Source organism: Cryobacterium sp. Hb1, assembly GCF_004403585.1.
GTDB classification, from domain to species: domain Bacteria; phylum Actinomycetota; class Actinomycetes; order Actinomycetales; family Microbacteriaceae; genus Cryobacterium; species Cryobacterium lyxosi.
Genome location: NZ_SOHI01000023.1, coordinates 1 through 17,643, shown reverse-complemented (window position 1 = coordinate 17,643; position 17,643 = coordinate 1). Strand labels below are relative to the sequence as shown.

Annotated in this window: 15 protein-coding genes and 1 pseudogene; 5 read left to right on the top strand and 11 right to left on the bottom strand. The window is 60.8% G+C overall.

Annotated features, from left to right (window positions below; translation table 11 throughout):
• Positions 1 to 12 precede the first annotated feature (12 nt).
• The 3 genes from rpe to tkt form a co-directional block, all read right to left on the bottom strand.
• The gene (gene rpe / locus E3T38_RS07000; RefSeq protein WP_134547415.1) at positions 13 to 714 is read right to left on the bottom strand and encodes a ribulose-phosphate 3-epimerase; all 702 of its coding nucleotides are present in this window, start codon (positions 712 to 714) and stop codon (positions 13 to 15) included.
• A gap of 76 nt (positions 715 to 790) precedes the next feature.
• Positions 791 to 1,921, bottom strand: a complete 1,131-nt coding sequence (tal, locus tag E3T38_RS06995) for a transaldolase (protein ID WP_134547413.1) — start codon at positions 1,919 to 1,921, stop codon at positions 791 to 793.
• A gap of 30 nt (positions 1,922 to 1,951) precedes the next feature.
• Complete coding sequence (tkt, locus tag E3T38_RS06990) at positions 1,952 to 4,099, bottom strand: transketolase (protein ID WP_174775219.1); 2,148 nt, start codon at positions 4,097 to 4,099, stop codon at positions 1,952 to 1,954.
• A gap of 166 nt (positions 4,100 to 4,265) precedes the next feature.
• Between tkt and E3T38_RS06985 the strand changes: the two genes are divergently transcribed.
• A complete protein-coding gene (locus E3T38_RS06985) occupies positions 4,266 to 5,564 on the top strand; it encodes a LuxR C-terminal-related transcriptional regulator (RefSeq protein WP_134547411.1) in 1,299 nt (432 codons plus the stop codon).
• Positions 5,565 to 5,951: 387 nt separating this feature from the next.
• On the opposite strand, the gene hxlA is transcribed toward E3T38_RS06985, so the two are convergent.
• The 4 genes from hxlA to E3T38_RS06960 all read right to left on the bottom strand — a co-directional run bounded on the left by hxlA (position 5,952) and on the right by E3T38_RS06960 (position 9,049).
• Positions 5,952 to 6,575: a 3-hexulose-6-phosphate synthase gene (hxlA, locus tag E3T38_RS06975; protein ID WP_104201513.1), complete on the bottom strand. Its 624-nt coding sequence runs from the start codon at positions 6,573 to 6,575 to the stop codon at positions 5,952 to 5,954.
• Between the two features lie 55 nt (positions 6,576 to 6,630).
• The gene (locus E3T38_RS06970) at positions 6,631 to 6,927 is read right to left on the bottom strand and encodes a hypothetical protein (RefSeq protein ID WP_241984347.1); all 297 of its coding nucleotides are present in this window, start codon (positions 6,925 to 6,927) and stop codon (positions 6,631 to 6,633) included.
• A gap of 545 nt (positions 6,928 to 7,472) precedes the next feature.
• Positions 7,473 to 8,186 carry a hypothetical protein gene (locus E3T38_RS06965; protein ID WP_134547409.1) on the bottom strand — a complete coding sequence of 238 codons (714 nt, stop codon included), beginning with the start codon at positions 8,184 to 8,186 and terminating at the stop codon, positions 7,473 to 7,475.
• 308 nt (positions 8,187 to 8,494) lie between these two features.
• A complete protein-coding gene (locus E3T38_RS06960) occupies positions 8,495 to 9,049 on the bottom strand; it encodes a hypothetical protein (RefSeq protein ID WP_134547407.1) in 555 nt (184 codons plus the stop codon).
• 552 nt (positions 9,050 to 9,601) lie between these two features.
• Here E3T38_RS06960 and E3T38_RS16675 point away from each other — a divergent pair.
• The gene (locus tag E3T38_RS16675) at positions 9,602 to 9,739 is read left to right on the top strand and encodes a hypothetical protein (RefSeq protein WP_166805461.1); all 138 of its coding nucleotides are present in this window, start codon (positions 9,602 to 9,604) and stop codon (positions 9,737 to 9,739) included.
• A gap of 160 nt (positions 9,740 to 9,899) precedes the next feature.
• Here the strand turns inward: E3T38_RS16675 and E3T38_RS06955 are convergent, their stop codons facing one another.
• The 4 genes and pseudogenes from E3T38_RS06955 to E3T38_RS06945 form a co-directional block, all read right to left on the bottom strand.
• Positions 9,900 to 10,928: a glycerophosphodiester phosphodiesterase family protein gene (locus tag E3T38_RS06955; RefSeq protein ID WP_241984346.1), complete on the bottom strand. Its 1,029-nt coding sequence runs from the start codon at positions 10,926 to 10,928 to the stop codon at positions 9,900 to 9,902.
• A 327-nt stretch (positions 10,929 to 11,255) separates the two neighbouring features.
• Positions 11,256 to 11,556, bottom strand: a pseudogene (locus E3T38_RS17070) (IS982 family transposase); the annotation flags it as partial.
• 163 nt (positions 11,557 to 11,719) lie between these two features.
• Positions 11,720 to 12,709, bottom strand: coding sequence for a LacI family DNA-binding transcriptional regulator (locus E3T38_RS06950; protein ID WP_134547403.1), 990 nt, complete (start codon positions 12,707 to 12,709; stop codon positions 11,720 to 11,722).
• A 27-nt stretch (positions 12,710 to 12,736) separates the two neighbouring features.
• On the bottom strand, positions 12,737 to 14,101 hold the full coding sequence (locus E3T38_RS06945; protein ID WP_134547401.1) for an MFS transporter: 1,365 nt from the start codon (positions 14,099 to 14,101) through the stop codon (positions 12,737 to 12,739).
• Positions 14,102 to 14,313: 212 nt separating this feature from the next.
• Here E3T38_RS06945 and hisD point away from each other — a divergent pair, with 212 nt between their 5' ends.
• From hisD to E3T38_RS06930, 3 genes are read left to right on the top strand one after another with little or no spacing between them, the layout of a single operon-like run.
• The gene (gene hisD / locus E3T38_RS06940) at positions 14,314 to 15,660 is read left to right on the top strand and encodes a histidinol dehydrogenase (RefSeq protein ID WP_134547399.1); all 1,347 of its coding nucleotides are present in this window, start codon (positions 14,314 to 14,316) and stop codon (positions 15,658 to 15,660) included.
• 10 nt (positions 15,661 to 15,670) lie between these two features.
• Positions 15,671 to 16,417: an SDR family NAD(P)-dependent oxidoreductase gene (locus E3T38_RS06935; RefSeq protein ID WP_134547397.1), complete on the top strand. Its 747-nt coding sequence runs from the start codon at positions 15,671 to 15,673 to the stop codon at positions 16,415 to 16,417.
• A gap of 58 nt (positions 16,418 to 16,475) precedes the next feature.
• Complete coding sequence (locus E3T38_RS06930; protein WP_134547395.1) at positions 16,476 to 17,441, top strand: 3-hydroxyacyl-CoA dehydrogenase family protein; 966 nt, start codon at positions 16,476 to 16,478, stop codon at positions 17,439 to 17,441.
• The last annotated feature ends 202 nt before the right edge of the window (positions 17,442 to 17,643 follow it).

Genomic DNA, 17,643 nt, shown 5'->3' with positions numbered 1-17,643 from the left:
GACTTGTCGGGGTTACGTGTGGCTGGAGTGGAGTGCTGCTGTGAAGGCACGCTGGCCTGCGTCGCGCAGTGACGCAATGGCATCCGCAGGCGAGGACTTGCCGTAGACGGCCGATCCGGCGACGAAGACGTTGGCTCCCGCTTCCGCGGCCCGCGTGATGGTTTCTTCGGTGATGCCGCCGTCGACCTGAATGGCCACGTCAACCCCTGAACCCTCGATAGCTTCCCGGGCACGGCGGATCTTGGGTAGCACAACATCCAGGAACGACTGCCCGCCAAAACCGGGCTCCACCGTCATGATCAGCAACATGTCCAGCTCCGAGAGCATGTGCAGATACGGTTCAACGCTCGTGGCCGGGCGAAGCGCCATGCCTGCCTTGGCTCCCCTGGCCCGCAGCTCGCGGGCCAGTTTGATGGGTGCGTCCGACGCCTCCACATGGAAGGTCACCGAGGCCACCCCGGCTTCGGCGTAGGACGGCGCCCAGCGGTCGACATCGGAAATCATCAGGTGCACGTCCAACGGCACTGGGCTGACCTTCTGCAGCCGTTCCACCACCGGCAATCCAATGGTGAGGTTCGGCACGAAGTGGTTATCCATGACGTCGACGTGAACGGCGTCGGCGTTGCCGATGCGGGCCAATTCGGCTTCGAGATTGACGAAGTCGGCCGAAAGGATGCTGGGGTTGATGCAGCACTGCAAGGGTGAAATGGACATGGTGTCTGCCTTTCGGTAGCGGGTTAGAGCGTGCGGATCGGGCCCGGATTAGGCCGGCAGCGTCGTAGCTGAGAGATCAGCGGATGGGGGCGCTTTCCCGGGCTTTGACGAGGGCGCCCTCCACGTCGGCCAGAAGTTCCTTCCAACTGCCTACGAACTTGTCCAGTCCTTCGGATTCCAGGAGGGCGACGACCTCGGTGTAGGAGATGCCGAGGGCTTCGAGGGCCGTGAGCACGCCGTCTGCTTCGTCGTAGGTGCCGGTGATGGTGTCACCGGTGACAACGCCGTGATCGAAGGTCGCGTCGAGTGTCTTTTCCGGCATTGTGTTCACGACGCCGGCAGCAGCCAGGCCGGTGACATACAGGGTGTCGGGGTAGGCGGGGTCTTTGACGCCGGTGGAGGCCCACAGGGGACGCTGAGGCAGTGCGCCGGTTTCGGCCAAGACTGCCCATCGCTTAGTGGAGAACAGCTCTTCGTAGACTTGATAGGCAAGACGGGCATTGGCCACACCTGCCTTGCCCTTGAGTGCCTTGGCCTCGTCGGTGCCGATGGCATCGAGGCGCTTGTCAATCTCGGTGTCCACTCGGGAGACGAAGAACGATGCCACCGAGTGGACCTTGGAGAGGTCATGGCCGTTTTCCATGGCCAGTTTCAGACCGGATTGGAAGGCCTCGATAACTGCGCGGTAGCGCTCCAGCGAAAAGATCAGAGTGACGTTGACGCTGATGCCTTCGGCCAGGGTCGCCGTGATGGCCGGGAGGCCTTCGAGTGTTGCCGGAATCTTGATGAGGACGTTGTCCTTACCGACCTTTTTATAGAGCTGCTTGGCCTCGGCGATCGTGCCGTCGGTATCCCAGGCGAGGCGGGGATCGACCTCGATCGAGACACGGCCGTCGACTCCCTTGGTAGCGGCGGCAACCGGGGCGAAGAGATCGCATGCGTCGGCGACGTCGGTGGTGGTGATCTCGAAGATCGTCTCATCGAGGCTGCTGCCCCTGGCCGCAAGTTCGGCGATCTTGGCGTCATAGTCCGTGCCGGACGTTATCGCTGCCTGGAAAATGGACGGGTTGGTGGTGACGCCCACGACGTTTTTTTCGTCGATGAGTTTCTGCAGGCTACCGCTGGAGAGCCGCTCGCGGGAGAGATCGTCCAACCAGATGGACACGCCGGCGTCGGAAAGCTGTGCGGTGGGAGTTGACTGTGTCATGACTTGAGCTTCTTTCTTCGAAAACAGTGGTTAGTTGCGTGCCGCGGCGCGGGAGGCTTTGGCGGCGGCGACGACTGCCGGCACCGTGATGCCGAACTCCTGGAATAGGCGTTGATAGTCGGCCGAGGCTCCGAAGTGCTCAAGGCTGACAGAACGGCCGGCGTCGCCGACGAATTCCTTCCAGCCCAAAGCAAGACCCGCCTCAACGGATACGCGGGCCGTGACGGCGGCTGGCAGGACGGACTCGCGGTAGGCGGCATCCTGTTTGTTGAACCACTCGACGCACGGCATGGAGACCACGCGGGCGGCGATGCCCTCGGTGGCCAGTGCTTCGCGGGCTTCAACGGCGAGTTGGACTTCCGAACCGGTCGCGATCAAGATGACCTGAGCGGTGGTGACGGAGCCGACAGCGACGGCTTCAGCCAGCACGTACCCGCCCTTGGCCACTCCGTCGGCTGAGCCGAATTCAGTGGAGGTGGCTACGCCCGTGCCCCGGGCGTAGGTGGGGATGTTCTGACGGGTGAGCACAATACCGGCGGGGTTCTCCGTGGTTTCCAGGATCTTCTTCCAGGACGCGGAAACCTCGTTCGCATCGCCGGGGCGAACCACGTCCAGTCCCGGGATGGCGCGCAGGGTAGCGAGCTGCTCCACCGGCTGGTGGGTGGGGCCGTCCTCGCCGAGGCCGATCGAGTCGTGCGACCACACGTATATAGAGGGGACCCCCATCAACGCGCTCAGGCGTATGGCAGGGCGCTGGTAGTCGCTGAAAATCAAGAAGGTACCCGAGAAGGCCCGGGTGGGACCGCCCAGGTGAATGCCGTTGACGATGGAGGCGGCTGCGTGTTCGCGAATCCCATAGTGCAGTACGCGGCCGTAGGGGTTGCCGGACCACGTGTCGGTCTGCTTGGCTGCCGGCACGAAAGACCCATATCCTTCGATGGTCGTGTTGTTGGAGCCGGCAAGGTCGCAAGAGCCGCCCCAGAGTTCGGGAAGCACATCGCCGATGCTGTTGAGGACCTTACCGGACGCTGCGCGGGTGGAGATGTCCTTGCCGGGTTCAAAGATAGGAAGGTTGGCTTCCCAGCCGGCCGGAAGCTCTTTCTTTTCGATGCGCTCGAGCAGGGCAGCGTTTTTCGGGTTGACGGACTTCCAGGCGTTGAAATCGGTGGTCCATTTGGCATGGGCTTCCGCTCCGCGGTCGATGACTCTGCGGGTGTGAGCCAGGATTGCCGGGTCGACGTCGAAGTTTTTGTCCACGTCGAATCCGAGCTCAGCCTTCAACGCTGCCACTTCGGCGGCCCCCAGAGCGGATCCGTGGATGGCTCCCGTGTTCTGCTTCTTGGGCGAGGGGTAGCCGATGATAGTGCGCAGTGAGATGATGGACGGCTTGGAGGTCTCGGCCTTCGCAGCCAGCAAGGCTGAGTGCAGGCTTTCTACGTCTTCAACGTACTCGCCCGTCTCGGTCCAGTCCACGCGCTGGGTGTGCCAGCCATAGGACTCGTAGCGTTTGAGAACGTCTTCACTGAAGGCGATGTCGGTATCGTCCTCGATGGAGATATGGTTCTCGTCATAGACGACGACGAGGTTGCCCAGTTCCTGGTGCCCGGCCAGGGAGGACGCCTCGGCCGTGACGCCTTCCTGCATGTCGCCGTCGGAAGCAATAACCCAGATGGTGTGGTCGAACGGGCTGGTGCCGGGGGCAGCGTCGGGATCCATGAGCCCGCGCATCCGGCGCTGCGAGTAGGCGAAACCCACTGACGAGGCCAGGCCCTGGCCGAGTGGGCCGGTGGTGATTTCCACACCCTTGGTGTGCTTATATTCCGGGTGTCCGGGCGTCAGTGAGCCCCAGGTGCGCAAGGCTTCCAGGTCGCCGAGCTCCAGCCCGCAGCCCGACAGGAACAACTGGATGTACAGGGTTAGTGAGCTATGCCCAGGGGACAGGATGAAACGGTCGCGACCTATCCAGTCGAGGTCCTTCGGATCGTGTCGCATCAGCTTCTGGAAAAGAAGGTAGGCGGCCGGGGCAAGACTCATGGCGGTGCCGGGGTGGCCGTTGCCGACCTTCTCAACGGCGTCCGCGGCCAAAACCCGGATTGTGTCCACGGCGCGCCGGTCCTCGGACGTCCAGGTCAGTATCTCTGAATCTGTTGTGCTGGAATAGGTAGCTCTCGGATTCACGATTAATCCCCTTTGATTCGATCATCGGCCTGTAGCGGTCGAACGGATGCTTCTGCTTGATATCCACGATCTCTAAACAAACGCGTAGGGGTAATACTGTTTTCTGACGGTTCTAACTACACTTTGGGATAGGTTAGGAGTCTTTTCAACCCGGTAGTGTATGCACATGAAAGCCTCCGCCGATCAGCGCCGCAAGGTAGTCCCCGTGCCTCTTTCGGAACTGCCGTGGCCACTTTTGCAAGCTGTGGCGGAACTGGCCGACGCCCCCTTGACCCAGATAGCAAAAGGACTGCGTGACGCCATACTTCCCTACCTGGGAAGCAGTGCGCTGATCATTTTTACCGAAGACTGCACGGGGCGGCCGCAGAAGAAGGCGGGCGATGAAGACATCATCTCAAAGGTCTCTATCGTCGAACTTGGCGCGCTTCGCGCTGCCCTTCCCGATGAGGCTCCCTGGTTCGGAGAAGCTGAGCTCGCCGGGCGACACCGCCCCGTACTCGCCCTGAAACACGCCTCCAGCAATGCGCTCCTCGTCCTGACGGACCCTCAGTCGAACGATCCGCAGCACGCCGACGAGGTCGATTTGGTGATGTATCTGTGGCGCATTGCTGCCCGGCGGATTCGTGAGAAAGTGACCGATGCGCCGCCGTCGTACCTGCTGGAATCCCGGGCGGCCTCGGCTGAACGTATTCGCGTGACGGCGGAACTCACGGATCTGCACTCCACAACCCTGGAGATCCTCCTGGCAGCGCTGCGCTCGGACGATACGTCAGCCCACTCGGCCGTCATTGACCTCACCGCCAAAGCTCTGGTGGAGCTCCGCACCCTCAGCGACCGCACGAATGACCTGGTCAAAGAACCCGTCGCCACAGCCTTCGAGCGCCTTCGGCAGGACCTGCGACCGCTCACACGCTTCGGCGGCCTTGAGGTCGAGTTCATCGAGCCACCGCTCAATGGAAGGGACTTGCCCGGTGAAGTCGCGCACGCGGCGCGGGCCATCGTTCGCGGACTCCTTCTGGTCATGATGGAACAACCCGACGTCAGCAGGGTCCGGACGCAGTGGGACTGCGATGGGGAGAACTTGCTCATCAACGTAAGAGACAACGGCCGCGGTGCGCTCGCCGCGGATGCGCCAAGCATCATTCGCCTGGACCGTCGGGTGCAGGCACTCAACGGAAATTTGCAGATCGACGTCATGTCGGGCTGGGGTGCAGATATCTTCGTGACGCTCCCTCTGGACCCGCCCGCCCGCCCGGCCAGGGATATCACTGCCTGGAACCTCGCGCCCCGGGAGCTTGAAGTTCTCCAGCACCTCGTTGCCGGAGAACGCAACCGCACCATCGCTTCGACATTGGCCATCAGTGAGAATACAGTTAAATTCCATGTGCGGAACCTCTTCAGGAAGCTCGACGTTGCCTCCCGCACCGAGGCCATCGCCCTGGCGCACAGCACCGGACTCCGCTGAGGATGCACGGCAGCCTGCCGAAATCAGGAGAGTGTCTGCTCCCAAGTCTCCCCAAAAGGAACCGTGTTGCTGAGTTCAAGAGTGTAACGGCCTGCATTGTGGCGGGTCGCCAGGATGCCGGCGCACCGTTGGGCCATCGCTGTTTGCCGAAGCTCGGCCTCTGCATCGTTGAGAATTTCGTGAAGTCGACCAGGCTCGGTGACGAGGACTTCCAAACGCTCGGTGGCGTGGCTGCGCATAATAGGAGCTACTTTCCAGGAAATCCATATGGGATGGCCTATGGCGCCAGAGGTAAAAAATCCCGGGAATGCGGGCCAGGAAATACTGGTACCGCACCCCGGGGGTGGCGTCCCGCAGCTTTGTGAGACGCCTCCATTAATGGACGGGCTAGCGGATGGCGTCGCGGAGATTCTTCGCTGCCAAGGCGGGGTCGGCTGCGCCGTAGATGGCACCACCGGCGACGGCGACATCGGCGCCGGCGCGCTGGACCGCCTCGATCGTGGAGAGGTTCACGCCGCCCGCCACGGAGAATGGAACGCGGGCTTCTTCTCCGGAGCGAAGCAGCCCACTCAGGTCATAACCGGGCTTGGCCTGCTCGTCCAGGCCTGCGTGCATTTCGACGAACTTCGCACCCAGCGCGCGGACTTCCCTGGCGCGGGTGACCTTGTCTGCCACGCCGATGAGGTCGACGACGATGCCCTTGTTGTGGGCCTTAGCTGCCTTGACGGCGCCGGCAATGGTCGAGTCGTCGGCGGCTCCGAGGATGGTGACCAGGTCAGCGCCGGCCTTGAAGGCGATATCGGCCTCAAGTTCTCCGGCGTCCATGGTCTTCATGTCAGCGAAGACGATCTTGTCCGGGTGCGCCGCCTTGACGGCAGTAACAGCGGAGAGACCAGCGGCCTTGATCAGGGGGGTGCCCAGCTCAATGATGTCGACGTATTCGGCGACCTTGCCGGCGAGTTCGAGGGCATCTTCGACCGTGAGGAGGTCCATAGCTACTTGGAGTTTCATGATGTTGCTTCTTTCTGTAGGGGAACACGGTGATTGTGGAAACTGGAGGCCTCGGTTACTCGAGGTTGGCGTGCCTGAGCCAGAGTTGTTCGGCCGGTTCATCGGTTCTGTGGCCGGTCAGGCCCAGGTGCATCAGCCTCATGGCGGCAATGCGCAAGACAAGGTCGCTCCGCCCCGCTCCGGCGATGAACACCCGGCCTGTCTGGCCAAGGTGGGCCGCCAGGGCGGCGACCTCCTGTTCGTCAATTTTGGCCGCAGTGTCCGCGATCTCGTCCCTGACGCGGGACAGATTACGAGCAATGTCACTTGCGGTACTGCGCACGGTACGAATCGCAGGTGCTGTCGGATTCACGATTTGTACCCCTTCGATTCAGTCATCGGGTTGCAGTGGACGAACGGATGCTTTCCGCTTGATGATCATCTTCGCGAAGCAAACGGGCAGGGGTAACACTGTTTTCTGACGGTTCTCACTACACTTTCGGATAGGACGCCCGTTCTCCTCGGTGGACTCTCCGGATGAAGGCAGTTTCGGATTGTGGCAAGGCGTGTGAAACCGGCTCAAGCGGGTTGTGGATTCTGCGCCCAGCAGCTAGCCGTCGGTTTTCGAGATCGCTGGGTGCTCGCAGCGCGACGTCGCTCGGGCGCGGCAGAAAGTCCAGCATCCGGGTCTTACCTCGGCGGTCGCGGTCAGCCACTCCGAGTTGGCGGAGTGGCTCCCTGACGAGCGTCGGAGTAGCTCAACCCATCCGCTTGAGGCCACTGACCGTTCCGTTGTTGCTCACGCCCCGGAACCGGATCAGAAATCAAACCAGCGTGTTAATCATCCGCAGTCCCGAAGCCCGGAGGCCCTCACCTTTTATGGGCCCGAACTGTCACCAATATCCTTGCCGAGTACAACTACCCCTTCGAAGAGGCGAAAAAGTTGACGCAGTCACCCTGATTCTTGAAGAGGGGACTCGTGCTAGTTTCCCACCCGCCGTTTTTGCAGTCGTCCTTGCCCGAGAGCACAGTCTGAGTTCCGAACGTATATTCAGTGCCAGCGAAGTTGATCGCGTTGAGGACGCCATCGCCTTTGACTCCTGAACCGAGGGCGAAACCGAACGCGATGACGACAGCGTTTGGGAAGGCGGTCCGCCACTGGGCGAGGGTGCCGTGGTTGTCGCTGCCGAATCCGCCCATGTGGGACGGTGCTCCGTCCTTGACGAACTGGTCTGCGGAGTTACTCAACCACCAGTCGTCGCCATAGGTGGCAGGCTCTCCGATGAGGATCCCATCGGCAGTGCCGTCAGCGTCGAAGTCGACGATGAGCTGGGCGCCGGGGATACCCCCGGCTGTGTTCGTGTACTCAAGGTTTGGTTCGCCGGCTGCGGCGAGCAGGGTGTTCGTGTCGACGTACTCAGCGACCTTATCTGCGCTGGTGGTCGAGTCGGTATAAATGCGGAGACCGGTAGCGACCACTTCGTAGTGCCCTGTCGCCCTCGTGTCAGAAAGTGCGGAGTTGAAGCTGTCCGGTACGTAGAGGACGCTGCTGGCGGCATTCGCGGGTACTGCAATGGCGAGACTGACGGCTGCGGCGACGATGCCGACCAGGCCAAGCGAGATTTTTCTCATGCGGGGATTCCGTTCTTCCACCACGGGGAACCATGAGCGCGGGAGTGCGTCACAGCTGTGAGGATTATGCCCACACTGTACAGGGGGACCGCTCACGAAACGGAATAAATAACACGGCGAGAATGGACGGCTCGAACTAGCCGCCTAAACTCCCACTGGCCTCATTCACCTGGACGGTGATGATGGAACTAGGCCGTTGTACCCCGGCCACCCGACCGCTACTTTACAGTCACCCATGCCGCCAGCAAGAAGCCCGCCGGGTTGCGGGATCTCTCTGGGTGGTTACCGGGCACGCCCCGCCGATAGTTTCACCGCGATTCATCCACAGCCTCCAAGAGTTCAAGGAAGCGGCTCACCATTGGTGGCGGGAGCGTCTGGGAATAGGTCGCTGCCGTCACATCTCTCACCCGCAGGGTGTCCGCATCAAGGATTCCAATTGGGAAGGTCGTCGAGAGCTCAGACTGGGAATGCGCAATTGTGGTGTTCCTGAACGCGCCAACGAGCCAATGGAAGTCCTGGAATTCGGAAGGGATCACGATGTGCTTTGTCAGAGGCTTTCGGACCTTCGAGTCGAAGAAGGTCCGACAGTAGGCAAGAGCCGCGAACCCGATCAGGTATGCGGCCGCATCCTGAAGTGGCGCGTCCTCGCCGCGCTCGCTCGCAAGCTCGAGGGCATGACGGGCCTCACTGAGGTCGACCCCAAAGCTGGAAAGTTCCACGAACAACCGCGCGTCGGGGGGATCCGGGATCATCACGAACTCGAAGGCTGTCTCTCCACCATTGCTCACAAGACCATCATCGTGGATGCTGTGAGCCGACCTGGCGCAGAGAACCACAAAGTCGCGTCTCTGCAGACCCCTCAATTATAAAGTGCTCCTGTACAAAAGGCATCACATGTTGTTTTCCAAGGCCGGCGCGATTGCAGGCCGCCGGACTCCAGTTAGCGAGGTCTGGACCGAGGCACTGACCAACGTATGCGGCACCACCCCCAGGACCTCTACCTCCCGGAGCTCCTCGCCGACATTCGCACGGCCTGGGCACCGACGTAGCCCGACACGCCATTATGAGGCGGTCACTCGCCCGCGGTTGTCTGTCTCTCGCCGTTAGTACGCTTCGTTCATAGCGGTCCGAAACTCTCAATTGGCCGAACCGTTGGCGTATTCGTCCGAATCACGCACAAGAGGCCAGCTCCGCGAAGTGCGGAACTGGCCCCTGGCATATTTCATCTGTCAGGCTGACAGGATTCGAACCCGCCCCTTGCAGAATCGGGGCGATTCTGCCCCTTGCTGAATGTCCCGGGAACTCGTGGATTCCCTTGGTTTTGCAGTGAATCGGGCGGTTCACAACATCTCACTCTACGCGGACATTCTTGGTGGTCCATGGTTGATTCAGGTGGGTGAGAGATGGGCATCCGCGTGCAAGCACAGCAAGACGATGACACTTTCAGTGACGCGTGGGCAGCTGCTTCCGTCGCCCTCGTGCGGAAGCGGATCCTCGCCGACTACGACACCGCGTTCGATGTCAGTTTCGATCCCGATGCGGAGGTCACTTGATGAGGTAGTTAGAAATCGCTCCTTGGGAGCCTCAGATGGATGGTTTTTTGTTCCGACCAGACCGTTTCGCGAAACGCCGCGGGGCGCGAACTTTGCCGCAACCCGAAGCCAATTTCCTTCGACGCAAGACGGATTTTTCTCCGGTTCTCGCGATCAGTTGTTAGCGCGGCTCGTACGCCTTCGGTAGTCTCATCCCACGGTCGGCCATGATCTGCCGAACCCGATTCGGGTAGTCCGTGATGATGCCGTCGACACCCAGATCCAGGAGCTCCTTCACCGTGGCCGGATCATCGCTGGTCCAGGGAATGATCTTGAGACCGCGGGCGTGTGCCTTAGACACCATCTGCTGATCCGGGTAGAACTGGAAGCCGGGGTCGGCGACCGTGCCATTCTGGGGGAACCCGTAGTTGGGTGACACCGCAGTGAGGCCACCGGGAATTGCTGCGGCAGCCGTCGTGACGAGATCGCCGCCGTAGGTGTCGGCGTCGACTCCGCCGAGCCACGGTGAGGCACCGGGCTCACCCACCTGCAGGAAGTCTCGGTTAGTCAGCGCCACCAGAGGCCACTCCGGCGCGAGGCTGTGCATCTCGTTGAGTGCACCCCAGGCGAAGGACTGGATGGTGACCTGGTCCTCGATACCCGAGGCGCGAATCTCCTCAAAGACCCGACGCACAAAGAGGCCTACTGGCGCAGTCTGCTCCGGGGCTCCGGCCTCAACCTTGGTCTCGATGTTCAAGGTGATCTGCTGGGCGTGGTAGCTCTTGACCAGGTTCAAGACGTCTTTCAACTCGACCATCCGGAAGCCTGTGATTTGCTCCTGCTCAGGGAAGCCGGGTAGCTGCTGGAAGCCGCAATCCATCGTTTTGATCTGAGCCAGGGTCAGGTCTTTGATGTATTTACCCGCGTACGGGTACATCGGGTCGCCCTGCGTGACCGGTTCTGTGTCACGACACTTTGACGGGCTGATCTGCCGGTCGTGATTGACGACTACCTTCTCATCCCGGGTGATCTGAGTGTCCAGCTCCAACGTGGAGACACCAAGGCGCATGGCCTTGCCGAACCCCTCTAGCGATTCTTCGGTAGTCATACCTATTCCACCCCGGTGGGCCTGCAGATCGAAGTGGGTCTTCTGGGGCAGCACGCCGGAATCGTCGGCTGCGGCTGCTGCCGGCAGCGCGAAAGGTGCCATTAAGGCAGGCACAAGGGCCAGCGTAGCCAGGACATGATGTAAGGACATTGGATGCTCCGCTCAATTGGAATAGGCCGTACCGTCACAAACCATAGGTTTGCGACAGAGTCATCTGGTGGCCGAAGAGTGCCCGTGCGGTGAACACTCAAGAAACGAATACCCGACGTCGACACCGGGCCTACCTTCACTAAATAGCCACCCCCGCACCACGAGTACAGCCCGAGGCGGCGAACCACCCAGCATTCGAGACAATTTTGTTGTGGAATTGGTTGCTCAGTGGACACGTTCACGTCGGCGAAGCCTTGTCTCAGATAATGACCTGCTCCGGTTGATCAGATGTTGCTGGCGGAGCATGATCTCGGCGGCTTCGCGTTCCACGACCTTGGGGTTGGCGAGACCGCAGACGACGGGCAGTCCGTCTGGTGTCCCAATCAGGTAGAGGCGGAATCCCCAGCAGTAGCGGGAGAGGCGCGCGCAGTAGCCGTGGCTGGCGTGCCCCGGCCAGGTCGGAGCGCTGTACGGTCTTCCGGGATTTACCGCGGGGTTCCGGGGGCGAATCGATCAGTCGGGTGATCTCGTCCCAGGACGGTGTATCCGGGGCGAGTTCAATGATCACCGCGGAGAGCAGCCCGATTGTTTGGTGGAGCGCCCACGTGGAGAAAGCCCGATCGGACTGAGCAGTTGGCGTGCTTCCAATCGATTAGGATCCTGTCATCTCGGTGTTCGCGGAGTCGGCCGCGGAGATCTACCAGCTGCCGCGGGTGTGCAGCGCAACTGATCTGAGCCATGCCTCAGTCGCGAGCGCTGCCGCGAATGATGAGTTCGCAAGGAAAGATAACGTGTTGAGCTGTCATCTGCGGTGAGTTGATGCGATCGAGCAGCATGTGTGCTCCGACACGAGCCATTTCTCGGCTTGGCTGACGCACGGTGGTGAGGTCGAAAGATTGCCATGATGCGATTTCAACGTCGTCATACCCGATGACCCAGAAGTCGTCAGGGGCGGTCAGCCCATTACTGCGCACCGCATCGAGGGCTCCGAAGGCCATGAAGTCGTTGGCACAGAAAACGGCTTGCGGCGGATTGGCCTGATTGATGAACTCATTCATAACCCGAAAGCTTTGCTCGTGCGAGAAGCCGCCCTGGCGAAGAAGGTCGTCCGGCACCGGATAACCGTGCTCCGTCATCCGGTTCATGAATCCCCGGCCGCGGTCGCGCGAGGTGCTCGCGCTTTCGCTGCCTCCGATGAAGCCAACCCGAGTCTTTCCGTTCTGGATAAGGTAGTCCGCGACGACGGCCCCGCCGGAGAGATTGTCACTCGTCACCTGATCACATTGCAGACCGTCGATGCGGCGGTTGATCAAGACAATCGGGCTGCCCTTCTTCAACGCGGCCTGCAGCTCCGCAGAGTCCTCGGTCGCTGTCGTGAAGATGACGCCGTCCACGGCTCGTTCTCGGATGGCACGCAGGGCATCATGGTGACTGCCGCCGCCCGCATTCCAAATGACGACTCTGTAGCCTGCAGCGTCGAGTTCACGGGTTAACTCATCGAGCACTTCTGGGTAGAAGGGATTTGTGATGTCGGCAACGACGACGCCGATTGTGTTCGTACGCTGGGTTTTCATCGCCTGCGCCCCGGCGTGTGGCACGTACTCCAGGGTTTCCATCGCCGCCAGAACCCGGGCCTTTGTCGCAGCGCTGATTCTCGAGGAGGACGACATGGCACGCGAGACCGTCGCTTGGGACACGCCGGCCAATTGTGCGACGTCTCGGCTGGTTATCACGTCGTCCTCCTCGAGGAGATTACAGAATTACTTGTTAGCGATTGGATCATATTCGGCGGAGAGGCCTCGGCGCAGTCGTACCCGTGGGGCCGTCTCGGGGGACCAAAAAGCGCCGGCCAGGGTGATGAGCGAGGTCAGCACCATGTAGACCGCCACGAGCCAGTACCGGTCAAACTCCGGCCCGATCAACAGCGTAGCGACCAACGGCGCGAACCCGCCGGCGAAAACCGCCGCAACCTGCGGGCCAACCGAGGCTCCAGAGTAGCGCAGCTTCGGTTCGAAAAGCTCTGTGAAATAGGCGGGTTCGACGGAGTAGCACAGGTCACGACCGATGTTGCAGGTGAGGATCAGCACGAGCAGCACCATGAAAAAATCGCCGGTCTGGACGGCCCAGAAGAACGGGAAAGCCATTACCAACATGGTGACTGCGCCAGCCATGACGGTGTACCGGCGACCCCACCGGTCGGAAACCCAGCCCCAGAATGGAATGGAGAAGACGCCGAGGCCGGCCATGATCATCGTGGCGAGGAGAATGCTGTTCTTCTCCAGCAAGATCGCGGGGCCATAGGCCAGCAGGAATGTCGTGTAGATGTAGTAGTTTGCGTTCTCCGCGAACCGCATCATAACGACCTTGAGAATAATGAGTGGTCGCGTTTTGATGACCTTCACTACCGGGAGTTTCTCGATCTCGCCCTTGCGCTTGATCTCCTCGAAAACAGGGGATTCGGCCACCTTGCTGCGGATGTAGAACGAGATCGCCACGAGCACGATGGAGATTAGAAAGGGTATTCTCCAGCCCCAGGCGATGAAGGCCTCGGGGGTGATGAGGCCTCCCATGATGAAGAATGCACCGTTGGCCAGCAGTGTGCCGACAGGAACGCCAATCTGGGGCCAGGAGCCGAAGAAACCACGCTTCTTAGCGGGGGCGAATTCGGTGGCCATGAGAGCGGCGCCGCCCCATTCGCCGCCAACTCCGATGCCCTGGACGATCCGCAGCAGCACCAACAGGATCGGCGCTGCAATGCCGATGGTGTTGTAGGTCGGAAGGATGCCGATGAGAAATGTACCGGTGCCCATGAGGCCGAGAGTGATCATGAGCATTTTTTTGCGGCCCAGCCGGTCACCAAAGTGGGCGAAGATGATTCCGCCGATCGGGCGTGCGGCGAAGCCGATGGCGTAGGTGCTGAAAGACAACAGGATGCCCACAAACGGGCTGGCGTTGGGAAAGAACTGCACGTTCAGGATGATGGCGGCAGCGACGCCGTATACGTAGAAGTCGTACCACTCAATGCAAGTACCAAGGGTTGAGGAGACCAGCGCCCTGCGACGCATTTTCGGATCAACCGTGGGTGGAGTTGTGGGGGGTGCAGCTGTTGTGGCGGGGGCGCTCATACCGAGACTCCTTTGTCTGTGACCGTGTCGGCCTCCGGGTACGACCATATCGGCGGCATCCGTAGACAGGAGTGTATACGTATTCACGCGATAGATGCAATGTCTTGATCAACGCGATGTATACGTATACACTCGTCAACAAGTCGGGCTCGATTGGGCCTTGGACCGGGCGCCTCAAGTGTCGCCCATCAACGTAGATGGAAGGTTTTCCCATGACCGTCGAAACGGCAACCACGTCATTCGTCGCTTCACAACTGCTGAAGGCACCGGCAGAGACAAGCGCGAATCGCGGCAGTACTCCCGATGTGCGTGCCACGGTGGAGAACGTCATCAACGATGTTCGTACCCGGGGTGACGAGGCTGTGCGGGAGTACTCGAAGAAATTCGACAATTACGCGCCGGAATCATTCCTTCTCACGGCGGAGCAGCTGTCCGAGATTATGGCCCGCGTGCCCCAACAGGTCATTGATGACATCACCTTTGTTCAGCAGCAGGTGCGCTTCATGGCACAGAAGCAACTCGAGTCGCTGACGGACTTTGAAATCGAGACTATGCCCGGCGTGCTCCTGGGTCAGAAGAACGTGCCGATCCAGGCGGTCGGTGCCTACATTCCCGGTGGTAAGTATCCGCTGCTGGCCAGCGCTCATATGACCATCATTACCGCCAAGGTCGCCGGAGTCGCTCGCGTGGCCGCCTGCACACCGCTGATAAAGGGTGAGATTCCAGATGCGACCGTAGTCGCCATGCACCTCGCCGGCGCCGATGAAATCTACCTCCTTGGCGGCATCCAGGCCATTGCGGCTATGGCCGTGGGCACGGAGACCATCAAGCCGGTCAACATGCTCGCCGGCCCGGGCAATGCGTTCGTCGCCGAGGCCAAGCGCCAGCTCTTTGGCGAAGTGGGCATCGACCTTTTTGCCGGGCCCACGGAGGTGCTCATCGTCGCTGACGAGCACGCCGATGCATTCATCGTTGCCGTGGACCTCCTTTCCCAGGCAGAACACGGTCCGGATTCTCCGGCCGTACTGATCACGACCAGCGAGAAACTTGCCCGGGACGTCATCGAACACATCGACACCCTGCTGGTCGACATGCCTACCCGGGACTACGCGGCTGCGGCGTGGCAGGATTGGGGCGCCGTTCATGTCGTCAAAAATCTTGATGATGCCTACGCCCTCGCCGACGAATACGCGTACGAGCACGTGCAGATTCTCACAGAGAATCCTCGAGAGGCTCTCGAGAAGATGAATTTCTACGGTGCACTGTTCCTAGGCGAGGGAACCTGTGTCTCCTACGGTGACAAGGTGATCGGAACCAACCATGTTCTGCCCACCCGCGGGGCCGCCCGCTACACCGGCGGACTCTGGGTGGGAAAGTTCTTGCGTACCGTGACGTACCAGGAAGTCACGAACACCGAATCCAGCGCTTTTTTCGGTGAACTGTGTGGACGGGCAGCACGCGTGGAACGCTTTGAAGGCCACGCCCGCTCGGGAGATGTTCGTGCGGCGAAGTACCGCGGCACGACGCTCCCGTGGTCGACCCACACCTTCGAGAAATAGCACGCACCCGATGGTCGACTTTCGTCTGGACGGGCACCGTGTGCTCGTGACCGGCGCCGGGCGCGGGCTCGGCAAGGCCATCGCCGATGGCCTTGCCGAGCAAGGTGCAACCGTCTACGGAACGAGTCGTGACGCTGCGACCAGTCAGCAGATAGCGGACCGGTATGGCACACCGGCGCTGTCCGTCGAGATGACCGACCCTGACTCGATTTCTGAGTTTGTCGCCGCATTGCAGTTGCATAGCGGTGGCATTGACATGCTGGTCAATAACGCCGGCGTAAATATCCCCAAACCCGCCATCGAGGTAACAAATCAGGATTGGGATACCGTCTTCGATACGAATCTCAAAGGCAGCTTCTTCCTGTCGACGGCGCTGGCCAGAAGCTGGCTGAGCAACGGCACGGCGGGATCCATCGTCAACATTGCTTCCCAAACCGGCATCGTTGCGATTGAAGAACGTGCTGCATACGGAACGAGCAAGGCCGGACTCATTCACCTGACCAAAATTCTGGCTCTTGAATGGGCGGGAAACGGGATTCGAGTCAATGCAGTTGCACCCACATTCGTGCGCACGGAAATGACCGAATCCACCCTGAGCCGGCCAGACTGGGCGGCCGAGCTTCTCGGCCGGATCCCGATCGGCAGATTCGGAGAGCCCGAGGACGTCGTTGGAGCCGTCGCATTCTTGCTCAGCGACGCCGCATCGCTTATCACCGGTCACACCATCGCGATCGACGGTGGCTACACCATCCGCTAGACACGATCCAGGCAGCCTCGGTCCACAGCCCGGGGCTGCTTCCTCGGAAGGGTTACACATGACTGTCACAGCTAGCATTTCAACGACGGCCGTCGTCGGCTCGGGCTATATGGGAGGCGGCATCGCTCAGGTGCTGGCCCTCGGGGGGCACCCGGTCAGACTGGCTGACATTGATAGGGAGACCGCAGAACGGGCGCGGATCCGTCTTATCAGGCAGGCCGAGGATTTTGAGGCCCGTGGCCTGATGCCCGTGGGAGCCGCAGACACCATCGGGAAGAACCTCTCCGCGGCAGGCTCCATCGAAGACGCCGTGGTCGGCGCGGACTACATCGTCGAGGCAGCGCCCGAGACTCTCAGAGTCAAACTGGACATCCTGCAGCGGATCTCGCAGAGTGCGAGAATAGACGCCATCATCGGCACCAACACCTCGGCGATTCCCATCGGTGAACTGGCCGCGGCCGTCGTTAACCCGGAGCGATTCCTGGGCGTGCACTGGATGAACCCGGCACCCTTCATTCCTGGCGTCGAGCTGATACCCGGGCCTAACACTGCCCCGGAGGCCATTGACGTCGCCGAAGCGCTCATCGTCAAGTCGGGCAAGATACCCGCGCGGGTGGCAGACACGCCGGGATTCGTCGCCAACAGGCTTCAATTTGCGCTCTATAAGGAGGCGATGCGCATCGTCGAAGAGGGCACCGCGACACCCGCACAGATTGACGCTGTCGTCAGCAACTCCTTCGGGTTTAGGCTGGCGCTCTTCGGCCCGTTCGCCATCGGTGACATGGCGGGCCTTGACGTGTATGAAGCGGCTTATGGAACCCTCGAGACGGCCTACGGAGATCGCTTTTCTCCTCCGGAATCACTGACCAGAATAATCAAGAATGGCGATCTCGGCCTCAAATCTGGTCGCGGAATTCTGGACATCGATGCCGCCGAAACGGAGGCATTACTGGCATATCGCGACCATGCTTACGCCCGCCTGTCCCAGCTGCGCGTCGAGCTTGGAAAGGCCCCCGGACTCTAAATTTACTTGATGGGTGAGTCGTAATGGCTAGCAGCCATGACCCCAAGACGATTCAGCATTCGATCCCCGAAGCGACGCCCTTTCGGCCAGTTCGAGATCTGACAAGACTGTGAGTCTTGGGGTGGCTGGTCCGGGACTGGCTGGCAGAGTTGGTGTTGGTCGCTCCACCGTGGTCGTGACTCATGACAAAACTGGCCCTCGC

Coding starts and splice junctions, on each gene's coding strand:
- tal (WP_134547413.1), bottom strand. CDS start 1,921: ATGACACAGTCAACTCCCACCGCACAGCTTTCCGACGCCGGCGTGTCC.
- E3T38_RS06985 (WP_134547411.1), top strand. CDS start 4,266: ATGAAAGCCTCCGCCGATCAGCGCCGCAAGGTAGTCCCCGTGCCTCTT.
- E3T38_RS06945 (WP_134547401.1), bottom strand. CDS start 14,101: ATGAGCGCCCCCGCCACAACAGCTGCACCCCCCACAACTCCACCCACG.
- hxlA (WP_104201513.1), bottom strand. CDS start 6,575: ATGAAACTCCAAGTAGCTATGGACCTCCTCACGGTCGAAGATGCCCTC.
- E3T38_RS06935 (WP_134547397.1), top strand. CDS start 15,671: ATGGTCGACTTTCGTCTGGACGGGCACCGTGTGCTCGTGACCGGCGCC.
- hisD (WP_134547399.1), top strand. CDS start 14,314: ATGACCGTCGAAACGGCAACCACGTCATTCGTCGCTTCACAACTGCTG.
- E3T38_RS06965 (WP_134547409.1), bottom strand. CDS start 8,186: ATGAGAAAAATCTCGCTTGGCCTGGTCGGCATCGTCGCCGCAGCCGTC.
- E3T38_RS06930 (WP_134547395.1), top strand. CDS start 16,476: ATGACTGTCACAGCTAGCATTTCAACGACGGCCGTCGTCGGCTCGGGC.
- E3T38_RS06955 (WP_241984346.1), bottom strand. CDS start 10,928: ATGGCACCTTTCGCGCTGCCGGCAGCAGCCGCAGCCGACGATTCCGGC.
- rpe (WP_134547415.1), bottom strand. CDS start 714: ATGTCCATTTCACCCTTGCAGTGCTGCATCAACCCCAGCATCCTTTCG.